14 protein-coding genes are annotated in these 14,393 nt (G+C 61.7%); 5 read left to right on the top strand and 9 right to left on the bottom strand.

The features are described 5' to 3' along the window. Positions 1–120 precede the first annotated feature (120 nt). Positions 121–1,080, bottom strand: a complete 960-nt coding sequence (gene speB, locus KGB20_RS15500; RefSeq protein ID WP_154946482.1) for an agmatinase — start codon at positions 1,078–1,080, stop codon at positions 121–123. Positions 1,081–1,101: 21 nt separating this feature from the next. Then, positions 1,102–2,193 carry a polyamine ABC transporter substrate-binding protein gene (locus KGB20_RS15495; RefSeq protein ID WP_154946483.1) on the bottom strand — a complete coding sequence of 364 codons (1,092 nt, stop codon included), beginning with the start codon at positions 2,191–2,193 and terminating at the stop codon, positions 1,102–1,104. Between the two features lie 101 nt (positions 2,194–2,294). Here KGB20_RS15495 and KGB20_RS15490 point away from each other — a divergent pair, with 101 nt between their 5' ends. From KGB20_RS15490 to KGB20_RS15480, 3 genes are all read left to right on the top strand, one after another. Beyond that, entirely contained in the window at positions 2,295–3,188 is an 894-nt protein-coding gene (locus KGB20_RS15490; RefSeq protein WP_090455380.1) for a LysR family transcriptional regulator, read from the top strand. A gap of 164 nt (positions 3,189–3,352) precedes the next feature. Further along, positions 3,353–4,459 carry an enoyl-CoA hydratase/isomerase family protein gene (locus KGB20_RS15485; RefSeq protein ID WP_150814023.1) on the top strand — a complete coding sequence of 369 codons (1,107 nt, stop codon included), beginning with the start codon at positions 3,353–3,355 and terminating at the stop codon, positions 4,457–4,459. Between the two features lie 3 nt (positions 4,460–4,462). Next, positions 4,463–5,614, top strand: a complete 1,152-nt coding sequence (locus tag KGB20_RS15480; protein ID WP_154946484.1) for an acyl-CoA dehydrogenase family protein — start codon at positions 4,463–4,465, stop codon at positions 5,612–5,614. A gap of 184 nt (positions 5,615–5,798) precedes the next feature. On the opposite strand, the gene KGB20_RS15470 is transcribed toward KGB20_RS15480, so the two are convergent. From KGB20_RS15470 to KGB20_RS15445, 6 genes are all read right to left on the bottom strand, one after another. Further along, positions 5,799–6,572 (bottom strand): enoyl-CoA hydratase, encoded by a 774-nt coding sequence (locus KGB20_RS15470; protein ID WP_056724587.1) that lies wholly within the window; start codon positions 6,570–6,572, stop codon positions 5,799–5,801. A gap of 13 nt (positions 6,573–6,585) precedes the next feature. Next, positions 6,586–7,713: an acyl-CoA dehydrogenase gene (locus KGB20_RS15465; protein WP_090455386.1), complete on the bottom strand. Its 1,128-nt coding sequence runs from the start codon at positions 7,711–7,713 to the stop codon at positions 6,586–6,588. Between the two features lie 141 nt (positions 7,714–7,854). Then, complete coding sequence (locus KGB20_RS15460) at positions 7,855–9,048, bottom strand: acetyl-CoA C-acyltransferase (RefSeq protein WP_154859871.1); 1,194 nt, start codon at positions 9,046–9,048, stop codon at positions 7,855–7,857. A 12-nt stretch (positions 9,049–9,060) separates the two neighbouring features. Further along, positions 9,061–9,822 (bottom strand): SDR family NAD(P)-dependent oxidoreductase, encoded by a 762-nt coding sequence (locus KGB20_RS15455; protein WP_150814025.1) that lies wholly within the window; start codon positions 9,820–9,822, stop codon positions 9,061–9,063. Positions 9,823–9,838: 16 nt separating this feature from the next. Beyond that, positions 9,839–11,503, bottom strand: a complete 1,665-nt coding sequence (locus tag KGB20_RS15450) for an AMP-binding protein (RefSeq protein ID WP_154946485.1) — start codon at positions 11,501–11,503, stop codon at positions 9,839–9,841. Between the two features lie 137 nt (positions 11,504–11,640). After that, entirely contained in the window at positions 11,641–12,564 is a 924-nt protein-coding gene (locus KGB20_RS15445) for a carbon-nitrogen hydrolase family protein (RefSeq protein WP_154946486.1), read from the bottom strand. Positions 12,565–12,648: 84 nt separating this feature from the next. Here KGB20_RS15445 and KGB20_RS15440 point away from each other — a divergent pair, with 84 nt between their 5' ends. Beyond that, the gene (locus KGB20_RS15440; RefSeq protein WP_057714711.1) at positions 12,649–13,557 is read left to right on the top strand and encodes a LysR family transcriptional regulator; all 909 of its coding nucleotides are present in this window, start codon (positions 12,649–12,651) and stop codon (positions 13,555–13,557) included. A 9-nt stretch (positions 13,558–13,566) separates the two neighbouring features. On the opposite strand, the gene KGB20_RS15435 is transcribed toward KGB20_RS15440, so the two are convergent. Beyond that, on the bottom strand, positions 13,567–13,821 hold the full coding sequence (locus tag KGB20_RS15435) for a hypothetical protein (protein WP_007970091.1): 255 nt from the start codon (positions 13,819–13,821) through the stop codon (positions 13,567–13,569). A gap of 164 nt (positions 13,822–13,985) precedes the next feature. Here KGB20_RS15435 and KGB20_RS15430 point away from each other — a divergent pair, with 164 nt between their 5' ends. Continuing rightward, positions 13,986–14,303, top strand: coding sequence for a YqjD family protein (locus tag KGB20_RS15430; RefSeq protein WP_154946487.1), 318 nt, complete (start codon positions 13,986–13,988; stop codon positions 14,301–14,303). Positions 14,304–14,393: the final 90 nt, after the last annotated feature.

Raw genomic sequence — 14,393 nt, 5'->3', positions numbered from 1 at the left:
TCCCTGAGCGCTGACGAGGACGCAACCTATTTCGTTAAGGCACTTGTGCTTGGTGATGGGGAAGTCTAAATGTCGTCAAATTGTAGCTTCGCCCACACTGAGCTCACATTGGGTTTTGTATTACTTATCGACCTTATGCCTGGCCGCATACAGGCACAGCATCTCCATCGCCAGCGTCGCCGCCGCCAGTGAGGTGATCTCCGCGCTGTCATAGGCCGGTGCCACTTCCACCACGTCCATGCCCACCAGGTTGATCCCGCGCAGCCCACCGAGGATCTCGAGCGACTGCACAGTGCTCAGGCCGCCGCACACCGGTGTTCCGGTGCCAGGCGCAAACGCCGGATCGAGGCAGTCGATGTCGAAGGTCAGGTACACAGGGTTGTCGCCGACCCGCGCGCGAATCGCCTCGACGATCGCCTCGCAGCCACGGCGGTGCACCTGCCGTGCGTCGAGCACCTGAAAGCCCTGATGATCATCGTTGGTGGTGCGCAAGCCGATTTGTACCGAGCGCGACGGGTCCACCAGCCCTTCCCTGGCCGCGTGCCAGAACATGGTGCCATGGTCGATGCGCTTGCCCTCTTCGTCCGGCCAGGTATCGCTGTGGGCGTCGAAGTGGATCAGCGACAATGCCCCGTGCTTGCGGGCATGGGCCTTGAGCAGCGGGTAAGTAATGAAGTGATCGCCGCCAAAAGTCAGCATTGCCGTGCCAGCATTGAGGATGTGCTCGGCGTGGGCCTCAATCATTTCGGGCGTCGACTGCGGCGAACCGTAGTCGAAATCGCAATCGCCGTAGTCGATGACCGCCAGGTGATCGAACGGATCAAACGTCCACGGCCAATGCCGTTCCCAGGCGATCCCGGCCGAGGCGGCGCGAATGCCCCGTGGCCCGAAGCGTGCGCCGGGGCGGTTGCTGGTGGCCGTGTCGAACGGCACGCCACTGACGGCCACATCAACGCCGCGCAGGTCACGACTGTAACGGCGGCGCATGAAACTGGTGATACCGGCGTAGGTACTTTCGGCGGCCGTGCCGTATAGGCTGTCACGGGTAAGGGCTTGATCGTTCTGCATCGGGACGTCCATTGAAGGCTCCTTCTTTTATAGTTATTGGCGGCTACGGAAAGTGGTCCACAAGCGCGTGCGCTGGCGCATGTCCTTGAGGTTCATGCTGCGGTCGGCGTACAGCCGTTCGCGCACGTCGGCCAGCGGGTAGATGTCCGGATCGGTGCGCACCGCTTCATCCACCAGCGGCGTGGCGGCCTGGTTCGCCGTGGCGAAGAACAAGGTGTTGGTCAGTGCCGCAACGGACTCGGGGCGCAACATGAATTCGATAAAGGCGCGGGCGGCTTCTGGGTGCGGCGCGTCCTTGGGAATCGCCAGGTTGTCCTGCCACACGAGGGTGCCTTCCCTGGGAATCCGGTAGGCAATTTCATAGGGTTTGTTGGCCTTGCGTGCCTGGTCGGCGGCCATGCTGGCGTCACCGTTGTAGGTCAACGCCAGGCACACGCTGCCATTGGCCAGGTCGCTGATCTGCCGCCCGGTGGCGACGTACAGCACGTTCGGCTGTAGCTGATGCAGCAACGCCTCGGCGGCTGACAGATCACTCTTGTCCGTGCTGTAGGGATCTTTACCCAGGTAATGCAGCGCCAGTCCGATCACCTCCTGGGGCGAGTCGAGAATGGCGATGCCGCAGTCTTTCAACTTGCTTGCGTACTCGGGTTTGAACAGCAGGTCCAGGCTATTGAGCGGCACGTCCGGCAAGCGCTGCTTGATCGCCTCGACGTTCATGCCCAATCCCAGCGTGCCCCAGGTATAAGGCACGCCATAGCGGTTGCCGGGATCGACAGCGGCGAGTTTTTCCAGCAAGTCCGGATCTAGGTTGGCGTAACCCTTGAGTCCTTCGTGGGGAATCGGTTTCAACGCCCCGGCTGCAAGCCCCCGGGCCAGCACACTGGAGGACGGTACCACCACGTCATAACCGCTGCCGCCGGTGAGCAGCTTGGTCTCCAGTACTTCCGAAGAATCGAAGGTGTCGTAGCGCACATGGATGCCGGTTTCCTGCTCGAACCGCTGCAGGGTTTCGGGGGCCACGTAATCGGCCCAACTGTACAGATTGACCACCTTGTCTTCGGCCTGGGCCGAAACAGCCACGGCGAGCAATAGCGCGGGTAAACACAGCTTGAACATGGGAGCCATGACGAACACCTGACCAGAGGAATTGGTTGCAGGATGCGTCGTCGGATACATTGGTGAAATATCAAGTTAATTAACCTGACTTTATGACGGAGTAATGTTTGATGCTCGGCCAACTCCATGATCTGGACCTGCAATTGTTGCGTCTGTTTGTCAGCGTGGTGGAGTGCGGCGGTTTCAGTGCCGCCCAGGGTGAGTTGGGCTTGAGCCAGTCGAGCATCAGCCAGCAAATGGCCAAGCTGGAAACCCGCCTTGGCTATCGCCTGTGCAGCCGCGGCAAGGGCGGATTCAAGGTCACCGCCAAGGGCGAACAACTCCTCAGCGCCACACGCACCCTGTTCGAATCCATCGAAGCCTTCCGTCATCAATCCAACGGCGTGGCCGGGCGCTTGATCGGTGAAGTGCGCCTGGGGCTGTCCGAAGCCCTGGATCAATCGGTGCTGCAACGGGTGGCCGAGGCGATCCGGCGCTTCCGTGAGCGGGACGAGTCCGTGCGCATCGAACTGATCAGCGCCATGCCCGGCGAAATGGAGCGCTTGCTACTGCAACAGCGGCTGGACCTGGCCATCGGCTATTTCTCGCAAGTGCAAAGCGCGTTTGACTACCGCCAATTGTTCATTGAAACCCAGCATCTGTATTGCGCCCCCGGCCATCCGCTGTTCACCAACCCGGCCCCCTGCGATCAGGATCTGCAGGCCAGCGACCGGGTCGATCACCCCTACCGTTTCCTGCGCAGTGACGAACCCTTCCAGGGCAAGCTGTGTTCGGCGCGCTCGGAACAAGTCGAAGGCACCCTCGCCTTTATCCTTTCCGGCAAACATGTCGGTTATTTGCCCAGCCACTTCGCCCATGCCTGGGAAAACAAGGGTTTGCTCAGGGCCGTGCGTCGAGGCGACATGAGTTTCGATGTCGCGTTTCATCTGGCCCGGCACCGGGCGCAAGTGGCCGGCGATGCACAAAAGGCATTCGAAGAGGATCTGCTCGCGGCGTTTGCCTGACTACGTCGTGGTCTACGCTGTAACAATGCCGGACACTGTCATGCAAAAATGCACAGATAACCTGCACTTATCCGGGTTGTACAAGGCAAATTTGCACTGATACGATCCGCCATCGCTCGCGCGCGAGCATCTTGATAAAGAACAATAAAAGCAGGGAGTTAGTGATGACTGCTCAGGTTTTTTCTCCCGGGACTCAGTCCATGGATGCCATGCAAAACGAAGTGCTGGCCGAGGTTCGCAACCACATTGGTCACCTGACCCTCAACCGCCCCGCCGGCCTCAATGCCCTCACCCTGGACATGGTGCGCAACCTGCACCGCCAGCTCGACGCCTGGGCCCAGGATTCGCAAGTCCATGCCGTGGTCTTGCGCGGTGCCGGGGAAAAAGCCTTCTGCGCCGGCGGCGACATTCGCTCGCTGCATGACAGTTTCAAAAGCGGCGACACCCTGCACGAAGATTTCTTTGTCGAGGAATACGCCCTCGACCTCGCGATCCACCACTACCGCAAACCGGTGCTGGCCCTGATGGACGGTTTTGTCCTCGGCGGCGGCATGGGCCTGGTGCAAGGCGCAGACCTGCGCGTGGTCACAGAGAAAAGCCGCCTGGCGATGCCGGAAGTCGGCATCGGCTATTTCCCGGACGTCGGCGGCAGTTACTTCCTGCCGCGCATCCCCGGTGAACTGGGGATTTACCTCGGCGTCAGCGGCGTGCAGATTCGCGCCGCCGATGCGCTGTATTGCGGCCTGGCCGACTGGTACCTGGAAAGCGACAAGCTTGGCGTCCTGGACGAAAAACTCGACCAGCTCGAATGGCACGACACGCCGCTCAAGGACCTGCAAGGCCTGCTGGCGAAATTGGCCGTGCAGCAACTGCCCGATGCGCCACTGGCGACTTTGCGCCCGGCCATCGACCACTTCTTCGCCCAGCCCGATGTGCCGAGTATTGTGGAGCAACTACGCCAGGTAACGGTCGCCGACAGCCATGAGTGGGCCGTCACCACCGCCGACCTGCTGGAAACCCGCTCGCCGCTGGCCATGGCCGTGACCCTGGAAATGCTCCGTCGCGGACGCGAGCTGCCCCTTGAACAATGTTTCGCCCTTGAGCTGCACCTGGACCGTCAGTGGTTCGAGCGCGGCGACCTGATCGAAGGCGTGCGCGCCTTGCTGATCGACAAAGACAAGACACCGCGCTGGAACCCGCCCACCCTCCAGGCACTGGACGCCGAACACGTGGCGAGCTTCTTCAGCGAGTTTGACCGGAGCGAGAGCTGAGCCATGCACGATATCGAATTGAGTGAAGAGCAAGTCATGATCCGCGACATGGCCCGGGATTTTGCCCGCGGCGAAATCGCGCCCCATGCCCAGGCCTGGGAAAAGGCCGGCTGGATCGATGACGGTCTGGTGGCGAAAATGGGCGAACTGGGCTTGCTGGGCATGGTGGTCCCCGAGGAATGGGGCGGCACCTATGTCGACTATGTGGCCTATGCACTGGCGGTAGAAGAAATTTCCGCCGGCGACGGTGCTACCGGCGCTTTCATGAGCATCCACAACTCCGTGGGCTGCGGGCCGGTGCTCAACTACGGCAGCGAAGAACAGAAGCAGACCTGGCTGGCGGACCTTGCCAGCGGCCAGGTCATCGGCTGTTTCTGCCTAACCGAACCCCAGGCCGGTTCCGAGGCGCACAACCTGCGCACCCGCGCCGAACTGCGCGACGGCCAGTGGGTGATCAATGGCGCCAAACAATTCGTCAGCAACGGCAAGCGCGCCAAACTGGCGATTGTGTTTGCCGTGACCGATCCGGACCTGGGCAAACGTGGCATCTCGGCGTTCCTGATACCGACCGACACCGCCGGTTTTATCGTCGACCGCACCGAACACAAGATGGGCATCCGTGCTTCCGACACCTGCGCGGTGACCCTGAACAACTGCACCATCCCCGAAGCCAATTTGCTGGGCGAACGCGGCAAAGGCCTGGCCATCGCCTTGTCCAATCTCGAGGGCGGCCGCATCGGCATCGCCGCCCAGGCACTGGGCATCGCCCGCGCAGCGTTTGAGGCAGCACTGGCTTATTCCCGTGATCGTGTGCAGTTTGGCAAAACGATCAATGAACACCAGAGCATCGCCAACCTGCTGGCCGACATGCACATGCAGTTGAACGCCGCGCGATTGATGATCCTGCATGCCGCACGCCTGCGCACGGCCGGCAAACCCTGTCTGTCGGAGGCGTCACAAGCCAAGCTGTTTGCGTCAGAAATGGCGGAAAAGGTCTGCTCCTCCGCGATTCAGATTCATGGCGGATACGGGTATCTGGAAGACTATCCGGTGGAGAAGTACTACCGGGATGCGCGGATCACGCAGATCTACGAAGGGTCGAGCGAAATTCAGCGGATGGTGATTGCCCGCGAGCTGAAGAACTACCTGATTTGATGCCCTGTACCTGTAGGAGCGAGCTCGCTAGCGATGGTGGCCAACGATAACGCGGGGTACCTGAATCAACCCGGTGCCCTCAGGTTTTTCGCGAGCAGGCTCGCTCCTACAAGGGGATCTCATAAACGCTGAGATCCAATGTGGGAGCGGGCTTGCTCGCGAAAACGTCCGAAAGGTGACTACATCACTTGCCTTGGAACTCAGCCTCACGCTTGGCAATGAACGCCGCCATCCCTTCCTTCTGATCCTGCGTCGCAAACGCCGCATGGAACACCCGACGCTCAAAGCGCACGCCTTCGGCCAGGCTCACTTCGAAAGCACGGTTGACGCTTTCCTTGACCATCATCGCAATCGGCAACGACTTTTTAGCGATCAACGCGGCGACTTTCAGCGCTTCATCCAACAGCTCATCGCTCGGCACGATACGCGCCACGATGCCGCAACGTTCCGCTTCCACGGCATCGATCAAGCGACCGCTCAGGCACATTTCCATGGCCTTGGCCTTACCCACGGCGCGGGTCAGGCGCTGGGTGCCACCCATGCCCGGCAACACGCCGAGGTTGATTTCCGGCTGGCCGAATCTGGCGTTGTCACCGGCCAGAATGAAATCGCACATCAACGCCAGCTCACAGCCGCCGCCCAGGGCGAAACCGTTGACCGCCGCGATGATCGGCTTGCGGCGGTTGGCCACACGATCGCTGTCGCTGAACAGGTCGTCGATGTAGATCTGCGGGTAGGTCAGCTCCGCCATTTCCTTGATGTCGGCACCGGCGGCAAAGGCTTTTTTCGAACCGGTCAGGACGATGCAGCCGATGTTCGAGTCGGCTTCGAAGCCATCGAGGGCCTGGTTCAGTTCGCTGACGATCTGCGCATTCAACGCATTCAGCGCTTGTGGACGGTTGAGGGTGATCAGGCCAACGCGGCCGTGGGTTTCCAGCAAAATCGTTTCGTAGTTCACAGGGGACTCCTTCTTATAAGTTGCGCGAAATGACCATGCGCTGAATATCGCTGGTGCCTTCGTAGATCTGGCAGACCCGCACGTCGCGGTAGATCCGCTCCAGCGGGAAATCGTTGAGGTAACCGTAACCGCCCAGGGTTTGCAGCGCCGAGGAGCATACCTTCTCGGCCATTTCCGAGGCGAACAACTTGGCCATCGACGCTTCGACCAGGGCCGGTTTGCCACTGTCACGCAGAGCGGCGGCGTAGTGCACCATTTGCCGCGCCACGGCGATCTGGGTCGCCATGTCCGCCAGGCGGAAGGCCACGGCCTGGTGCTCGATGATCGGCTTGCCGAAGCTCTCGCGCTCACGGGCGTAATCGCGCGCCGCTTCGAACGCGGCACGGGCCATGCCCACCGATTGCGAAGCGATGCCGACGCGGCCGCCTTCAAGGTTGGCCAGGGCAATCCTGTAGCCTTCGCCCTCCTCGCCCAAACGATTGGCCAGCGGCACCTTCACGTCTTCGAAGAGGATCTGGCAGGTGTCGGACGCATGCTGGCCGAGCTTGTCTTCGACCCGCGCGACTTTGTAGCCCGGCGAATCGGTCGGCACTATAAAGGCGCTGATGCCACGTTTGCCGGCACTCGGATCGGTCACCGCAAACACGATCACCACCCCGGCATTCTGCCCGGAGGTGATGAACTGCTTGCAGCCGTTGAGCACATAATGATCGCCTTCCAGGCGTGCACGGGTTTTCAGGCCGCTGGCGTCGGAACCGGCCTGGGGCTCGGTCAGCGCAAAGGCACCGAGCATCGCACCGCTGGCCAATGGTTTGAGGAAGCGCTCTTTCTGCTCATCGGTGCCGTAGTTGAGGATCGGTACGCAACCCACGGAGTTGTGCACGCTCATGATGGTCGAGCAGGCGCCATCGCCGGCGGCGATTTCTTCCAGCGCCATGGCATAGGCCAGGTAACCGGTGTCGCATCCGCCCCACTGCTCCGGCACCAGCATGCCGAAGAAGCCCAGCCCGGCCATTTCGCCGATGGCTTCCTTGGGAAAACGGTGCTCGCGGTCCCACTCGGCAGCGAAGGGCTTCAGCCGTTCCTGAGCAAAGTCCCGGGCCATGTCGCGGATTTGTTGTTGGTCGTCATTGGGGATCATGGTGAATCCTTAAATCTGGTTACGACGCAGAACCCTGTGGGAGCGGGCTTGCTCGCGAAGTGGCCGTGTCAGTCGACATCATCGTCGGATGACACACCGCTTTCGCGAGCAAGCCCGCTCCCACATGGGATAGCGTCAGTTTCAGTAGAGGCATTCCACGGCCATCGCCGTCGCTTCACCACCGCCGATACAAATCGCCGCGACACCACGCTTCAAGCCTTTCTGGCGCAGGGCCGAAAGCAGGGTCACCAGAATCCGCGCGCCGGACGCACCGATCGGGTGCCCGAGGGCGCACGCGCCGCCGTGCACGTTGAGTTTCTCGTGAGGGATTTCCAGATGAGTCATCGCGGCCATGCCGACCACGGCGAAGGCTTCGTTGACTTCCACCAGATCCACATCATTGAGCGACCAGCCGGTTTTCTTCATCAACTTCTTGATTGCACCAATCGGTGCCACCGGGAACAGGCCCGGGGTGTCGGCGAACGCAGCGTGGCCATGAATCACCGCCAAGGGTTTCAGGCCTTGTTTCTGTGCCTGGGACTGGCGCATCAGCACCAGCGCGGCGGCACCGTCGGAGATCGAACTGGAGTTGGCCGCCGTCACCGTACCGCCTTCGCGGAATGCCGGCTTCAGCGAAGCAATCTTGTCCAGCCTGGCCTTTGGCGGTTGCTCGTCGTTGCTGATCACCACCTGCTCTTTACCGACCGTCACGGTCAGCGGCACGATTTCGGCCTTGAAGCTGCCGTCCTTGATCGCCTGTTGCGCGCGAGTGGTCGAGGCAATGGCAAACGCGTCCTGGGCTTCACGGTTGAAGCCGTTGGTTTCGGCGCACTCTTCGGCGAAGGTGCCCATCAGGCGGCCCTTGTCGTAGGCATCTTCGAGGCCGTCCAGGAACATCGAGTCCTGCACCCGACCATGGCCCATGCGGTATCCGGCACGGGCGCGATCCAGCAGGTAAGGCGCGTTGGACATGCTTTCCATGCCACCGGCAACCACCACGTCGGCACTGCCCGCCACCAGCATGTCATGGGCCAGAATCGCCGCTTCCATGCCGGAGCCACACATCTTGTTCAGGGTGGTGCAGCGGGTCGATTTATCCAGCCCCGCGCCCAGCGCCGCCTGACGCGCAGGGGCCTGGCCAAGGCCTGCCGGCAGCACGCAGCCGAACAGCACTTCGTCGACGCTATCACTGGCAACACCGGCACGTTCGACGGCGGCCTTGATGGCGGCCGCACCGAGTTGCGGTGCGGTCAGGCTTTTCAGTTCGCCCTGGAAACCGCCCATCGGGGTGCGGACGGCGCTGACGATAACAATTGGATCGTTGGACATTGTCATGACAAATCCTCCTTACTTGGCGGCCATACGCAAGGCACCGTCGAGACGGATCACCTCGCCATTGAGCATGCTGTTTTCAATAATATGCTTGACCAGCCCGGCATACTCGCCCGGTTTGCCCAAACGCGGCGGGAATGGCACGCCAGCGGCCAGGGAATCGCGGACTTCCTGGGTCATGCCGGCCATCATCGGCGTCTCGAAGATGCCGGGGGCGATCGTCATGACACGGATGCCGAAGCGCGCCAGCTCACGGGCCGCCGGCAAGGTCAGGCTGACAATCGCGCCCTTGGACGCCGAGTAAGCCGCCTGACCGATCTGGCCGTCGTAAGCCGCGGCAGACGCGGTGTTGATGATCACGCCGCGCTCGCCATCGGCATCCGCTTCGGTCTCGGCAATCGCCGCGGCCGCAAGACGCAGCATGTTGAAGCTGCCGATCAGGTTGACGTTGATCACCTGGCTGAAACTGGCCAGTGCATGCGGACCTGTCTTGCCGAGAATCTTCTCGCCACGCACGATGCCGGCGCAATTGACCAGGCCATTGAGGCCACCAAAGGCCTTGACCGTCGCCTGCACGGCAGCTTCGGCCGCTGCTTCGTTGCTGATGTCCGCCACCACGCTTTGTGCACCAAGGCGCTGGGCCTGGGCTGCAACGGCTTCGGCGTTCATGTCCACCAGCATCACTTTGGCGCCGGCGGCGACCAGCACCTCGGCGGTGGCGGCACCGAGGCCGGAAGCGCCACCGGTGACGATAAAAATCTTGTTCTGGATCTGCATCATTAATTCCCTGGATTCAAGCTGGAAGGTTCTTCGCCGCGGCCTCTTGAGCCTTGGCGATTTCCTGGTTGCGCAAGATAAAGCGCTGCAATTTGCCGCTGGGGGTTTTCGGCAATTCGCTGACAAATTCGATTTCACGGGGATACGAGTGCGCCGCCAGACGCTTGCGCACGTGCTGGCGCAGCTCTTCGGCCAACTCGGAGGCGGCGCGGTATTGCGGGCTGAGCACGACGAACGCCTTGACCAGTTCGGTGCGCTCCGGATCGGGCTTGCCGACCACAGCGGCCTCGACCACGGCCGGGTGTTCGATCAGCGCACTTTCCACGTCGAAGGGACCTACCCGGTAGCCGGAGGTGGTGATCACGTCATCACTGCGACCGACGAAGCTGATGCTGCCGTCCGGGTTCCACTCCACGGTGTCGCCACTCAGGTAATAGTTGCCGACAAAGGCCTTGGTCGGCCCGCCTTCGTAGCCGGCGAACCAGCACATCGGCGACTGGCTGCGGTCGATAGCCAGGATGCCCGGCTGCCCAACGCCGAGTTCCTTGTAGTCGTCGTCCAGTACCACAATACGGTGGCCCGGCGAGGCAAAACCGGCGGCGCCCATGTGAATCGGGTGCTCCAGGCCGTGGTGGTTGCACAGCACCATGCCCAGTTCGGTCTGGCCGTAGTGGTCGTGGATGACCACGTCGAGGTTATCGGCGAACCAGCGGATCACTTCCGGGTTCAGTGGCTCACCGGCGCTGCTGACGATACGCAGCTTGCCCTTGATCGACTTGGCGAATTCATCGCCGCCGGCAATCAGCAAGCGGTAGGCCGTGGGCGAACCGGTGAGGTTGGTGATCCCGTACTTGTTGATTACCCGGCAGGTGCTTTCGAGGGTGAACGGGCCATCGTAAAAGGTGATCGGATGGCCCATGGACATTGGCCCCGTGACACCGAAATAAATGCCGTAGGCCCAGCCCGGGTCGGCGACGTTCCAGAAGGCGTCTTCCGGGCGCAGATCCACCGCATCGCGGGTGTAGCTCTGGAACGCTACGATGGCCTTGAGTGGCACCGACAGCGCTTTCGACGGGCCGGTGGTGCCCGAGGTGAACATCAGCAGGAACGGATCTTCGCCGGTCAGCAGCACCGGTTCACAGGCGGCGGAATAGTTGGCCAGTTCGGCCCAGAAACTGAAATCGCCATGCACCAGGCCCTGCCCTTTGGCACCGGTGACAGTCACGATGGCCGGGCAATCGGCGACTTCGGCGAGTTTCGGCCGGTTCACTGCATCGGTCACCACCACTTTGGCGCCAGAGCAGCCCAGGCGGTGCTCGATGGCCTTGGGGCCGAATGCGGTAAACAGCGGTTGATACACCGCGCCGATGCGCCAGGTGGCGAACACGGTGATCAACAGTTCGATATTGCGGGGCAACAGGCCGGCGACCTTGTCGCCTTTCTTCACGCCCTGGGCCAGCAGGTAGTTGGCGAAACGCGCGGCCTTGTCCTGCAGGTCGGTGAAGGTGTACGAAGCACCAGTGCCATCGCGTCCTTCCCAGAACAGCGCGATGCGACCCGGCAAGGCATGCCGGTCACAGCATTCGACACAGGCGTTGAGGGCCGTCAAGTCGCCCGCGAGCGCGGCATCGACGGTGTGCTGATAATTGAACTGAGAAGTAGCAGACAAGTAATCGCGCATTGCCAGAATCCCACTGTGTTTTTTATTAGGTTGGGGGGAACCGTAATCAACAGGGAAATACTCGCTCTGCGCGGGTTACCGGGCAATGGTCAAAGCTATCAAGTTGTCTGACTGCTTTGGCCAAAGCCCGCTGGGCATCAGGAGGTGAAGCGCACCCCGGGCCTGGCGCGTTCGTCCACGGTCAGTTCGAACACATCCGGCCGCGCGTAGTGGCCGACCACGTCATAGTCGTAGCGGGCGCGCACCAGGTCGTCGGTGTCGATTTGCGCAGTGAGCAGCCCGGCACTGTCGCGCAACGGTCCGGCGAGGATGTCGCCCATGGGACCTACGATCACACTGCCACCGGCAATCAACGGTCGATCCGCCGGCCAGTTGGCGATGTCCAGGCCCAGGGCCTGGGGCGATGCCTGGACCTGGCAGGCGCTGACCACGAAACAGCGCCCCTCATGGGCAATGTGGCGCATGCTGACTTGCCACATCTCCCGTTCGTCCACGGTCGGCGCGCACCATACCTCCACGCCTTTGGCGTACATCGCCGTGCGCAGCAGGGGCATCATGTTTTCCCAGCACACCAGCGCACCGACACGCCCGACCTGGCTGTCGATCACCGGCAAGGTCGAGCCATCGCCCTTGCCCCAGATCAGCCGCTCGGTGCCGGTGGGCATCAGTTTGCGATGTTTGGCCACCAGCCCGGCCTGCGGATCGAAGTACAGCGCGGTGCAGTACAAGGTGCTGCCGGCGCGCTCGATCACGCCGATCACCAGATTGGCTGCGGTGCGAGCGCAGAGTGCCGCCAGCGCCTCGGTTTCCGCGCCGGGTACGTCGATGGCATTGGCAAAATAGCGGGCAAAGGCTTCGCGCCCTTGCGGCAGGCGATAGCCCAATTGCGTACCAAAGCCTTCGCCTTTGGGATAACCGCCCAGCAGCGCTTCCGGCATCACCACCAACCCGGCGCCGGATTCGATGATTGCGTTTTCATAGGACAGGATCTGTTCCAGGGTTTCAGCCTTGCCGCCGGGCAAGGCGCCGATCTGCAGGGCCGCGACAATTGATTTGGGCATCTTGGAAACTCCATTCGCATCAGGTGTTGCTCATTCTCCGGTGTCAGGCAATCATCAATAAAGACCGATTCACTGCTGAATGATATGAACCAAATGAATATCACCGACGTCGACCTCAACCTGCTCAAAGTCTTCGAAGCACTGCACGAAGAGTCCAGCGCCAGCCGTGCCGCGCTGCGCCTGGGTGTGACGCAATCGGCCGTCAGCGCGGCCTTGCGTCGCTTGCGCGAGCTGTATGGCGATCAGCTGTTCGTGCGCACCGGACGCGGCCTGGCCCCCTCGCTCAAGGCCAATCAGCTCAAACCGGTGGTCAGCGATGCCCTGAACAAATGCCGGCAGAGCCTGGCGATGGTCGATCCGGCTGCGCAACAGTACGAAGGTCGCTCGGTCACGGTCGGCATGTCGGATGATTTCGAGATTGCCTACGGCCGGCGGCTGATCGAAGAGATCGCCCGTTGCGCGCCGAAACTGCGGCTGATTTTCCGCCAGACCCACAGCCAGATCGTCGCCCAGGCGTTGATGGAGCGCAGTATCGACCTGGCGATTGCCGCGGGCGGGTTTGCCGAGCGGCTGCTCAGCCGTCAGGTGCTGGGGGAAGGTGGCTATCTGTGCCTGGTGGACCCGTCGAGCCTGGTCGAGGGCCAGCAGAGCATCGGTCTCGAGGAGTTTGTGGCCCGCGAACACATTCTGGTGTCGTCCGGCGGTTTTATCGGGATTACCGATGAGGGATTGGCGGCGCTGGGGCTGAGCCGGAGGGTGTGCGCCTCGACCACGCATTTTGCCGCGTTGCCGCACTTGCTAAAAGGCAGTCGGGCGGTGGCGACCATTCCGGCTCATGCCGCCCAAAGCATCGCAACGCTCAGCGGGCTGGCGCTGCTGCCCTGCCCCCTGGCGTTGCCGCGCTACCCGATCGAACTGGGCTGGCGGACCAGCACCCAGCTCGACCCGGTGCTCTTGAAAGTGCGCGAGGCAATCGTCGCGAGTTTCGCCTGACAGCCGTTGTTACTTGTTGGCCGCCATCAGGCGATTGACTTCACTGCGCACCATGTTGGCGTATTCCGGCGGCGACATGCCGTCCAGTTCGGCGCGCACCCATTCGGCCCATTTGCCTTTGCGCTTGGCCCGTTCGCCAAACAACCGCGCAGCCTCACCCTTGGCCTTGCCCAGGTTGTTTTGCCAGAGTTCGAACAGACGGGATTTCTCGTCTTCAAGCGCTGCGCGCTCGGCGAGGGGTTTGTCGGCCAGATTGAAGCTCATGGGAATTTCCTGCTGCGTAAAATAGGCGACATCTTACACTGTAGGACGAAAGGTCCTGCGCCGGTTTTTCAGCAAGATGGCCTCCCCGGGCAAAATAGCTGCAACTTTTCCGACGACGGCAGACTCCATTGTTCACTGTCCACTTACCTGCAAGGAGTACTTCAATGGCCCGCAAAACCGCCGCGCAAGCCGCCGAAGATCAAATCAAGGATCAAGCCTTCAGCGAACTTCAAACGCTGATCGAAGAATCGGAAAAGCTGCTGAAAAGCAGCGCCTCGCTGGTCGGGGAAGAAGCAGAGACCCTTCGTGGACAAATCGCCCTGAAACTCCGACAGGCAGGGGATTCGGTGAGCAGCGTACGCGACCGCACCCTGCCCGCGGTCGAGGCCACTGAAACCTATATCGGCGGGCATCCATGGCAAACCGTGGCGATTTCCGCCGGGTTTGGCCTAGTGGTGGGGTTGTTGCTGGGGCGTCGCTAAGCACTGGCTAACACTGAACCCTGTGGGAGCGGGCTTGCTCGCGAAGGCGGTGTGTCAGCAACCTGGATATTGGCTGACACACCGCCTTCG

It is taken from the genome of Pseudomonas sp. BF-R-30 (assembly GCF_019956175.1).
Taxonomy (GTDB): Bacteria; Pseudomonadota; Gammaproteobacteria; order Pseudomonadales; family Pseudomonadaceae; genus Aquipseudomonas; species Aquipseudomonas jessenii.
The sequence above is the reverse complement of the archived record's forward strand: the minus strand, read 5'-3'. Positions and strand labels throughout refer to the sequence as shown.

What these genes read in the sequence shown, in the direction of transcription:
- KGB20_RS15460 (WP_154859871.1), bottom strand. Translation starts at nt 9,048, where the DNA reads ATGACAATGTCCAACGATCCAATTGTTATCGTCAGCGCCGTCCGCACC.
- KGB20_RS15465 (WP_090455386.1), bottom strand. Translation starts at nt 7,713, where the DNA reads ATGATCCCCAATGACGACCAACAACAAATCCGCGACATGGCCCGGGAC.
- KGB20_RS15495 (WP_154946483.1), bottom strand. Translation starts at nt 2,193, where the DNA reads ATGGCTCCCATGTTCAAGCTGTGTTTACCCGCGCTATTGCTCGCCGTG.
- KGB20_RS15435 (WP_007970091.1), bottom strand. Translation starts at nt 13,821, where the DNA reads ATGAGCTTCAATCTGGCCGACAAACCCCTCGCCGAGCGCGCAGCGCTT.
- KGB20_RS15445 (WP_154946486.1), bottom strand. Translation starts at nt 12,564, where the DNA reads ATGCCCAAATCAATTGTCGCGGCCCTGCAGATCGGCGCCTTGCCCGGC.
- KGB20_RS15430 (WP_154946487.1), top strand. Translation starts at nt 13,986, where the DNA reads ATGGCCCGCAAAACCGCCGCGCAAGCCGCCGAAGATCAAATCAAGGAT.
- KGB20_RS15440 (WP_057714711.1), top strand. Translation starts at nt 12,649, where the DNA reads ATGAACCAAATGAATATCACCGACGTCGACCTCAACCTGCTCAAAGTC.
- KGB20_RS15455 (WP_150814025.1), bottom strand. Translation starts at nt 9,822, where the DNA reads ATGCAGATCCAGAACAAGATTTTTATCGTCACCGGTGGCGCTTCCGGC.
- KGB20_RS15480 (WP_154946484.1), top strand. Translation starts at nt 4,463, where the DNA reads ATGCACGATATCGAATTGAGTGAAGAGCAAGTCATGATCCGCGACATG.
- KGB20_RS15490 (WP_090455380.1), top strand. Translation starts at nt 2,295, where the DNA reads ATGCTCGGCCAACTCCATGATCTGGACCTGCAATTGTTGCGTCTGTTT.
- speB (WP_154946482.1), bottom strand. Translation starts at nt 1,080, where the DNA reads ATGGACGTCCCGATGCAGAACGATCAAGCCCTTACCCGTGACAGCCTA.
- KGB20_RS15450 (WP_154946485.1), bottom strand. Translation starts at nt 11,503, where the DNA reads ATGCGCGATTACTTGTCTGCTACTTCTCAGTTCAATTATCAGCACACC.
- KGB20_RS15485 (WP_150814023.1), top strand. Translation starts at nt 3,353, where the DNA reads ATGACTGCTCAGGTTTTTTCTCCCGGGACTCAGTCCATGGATGCCATG.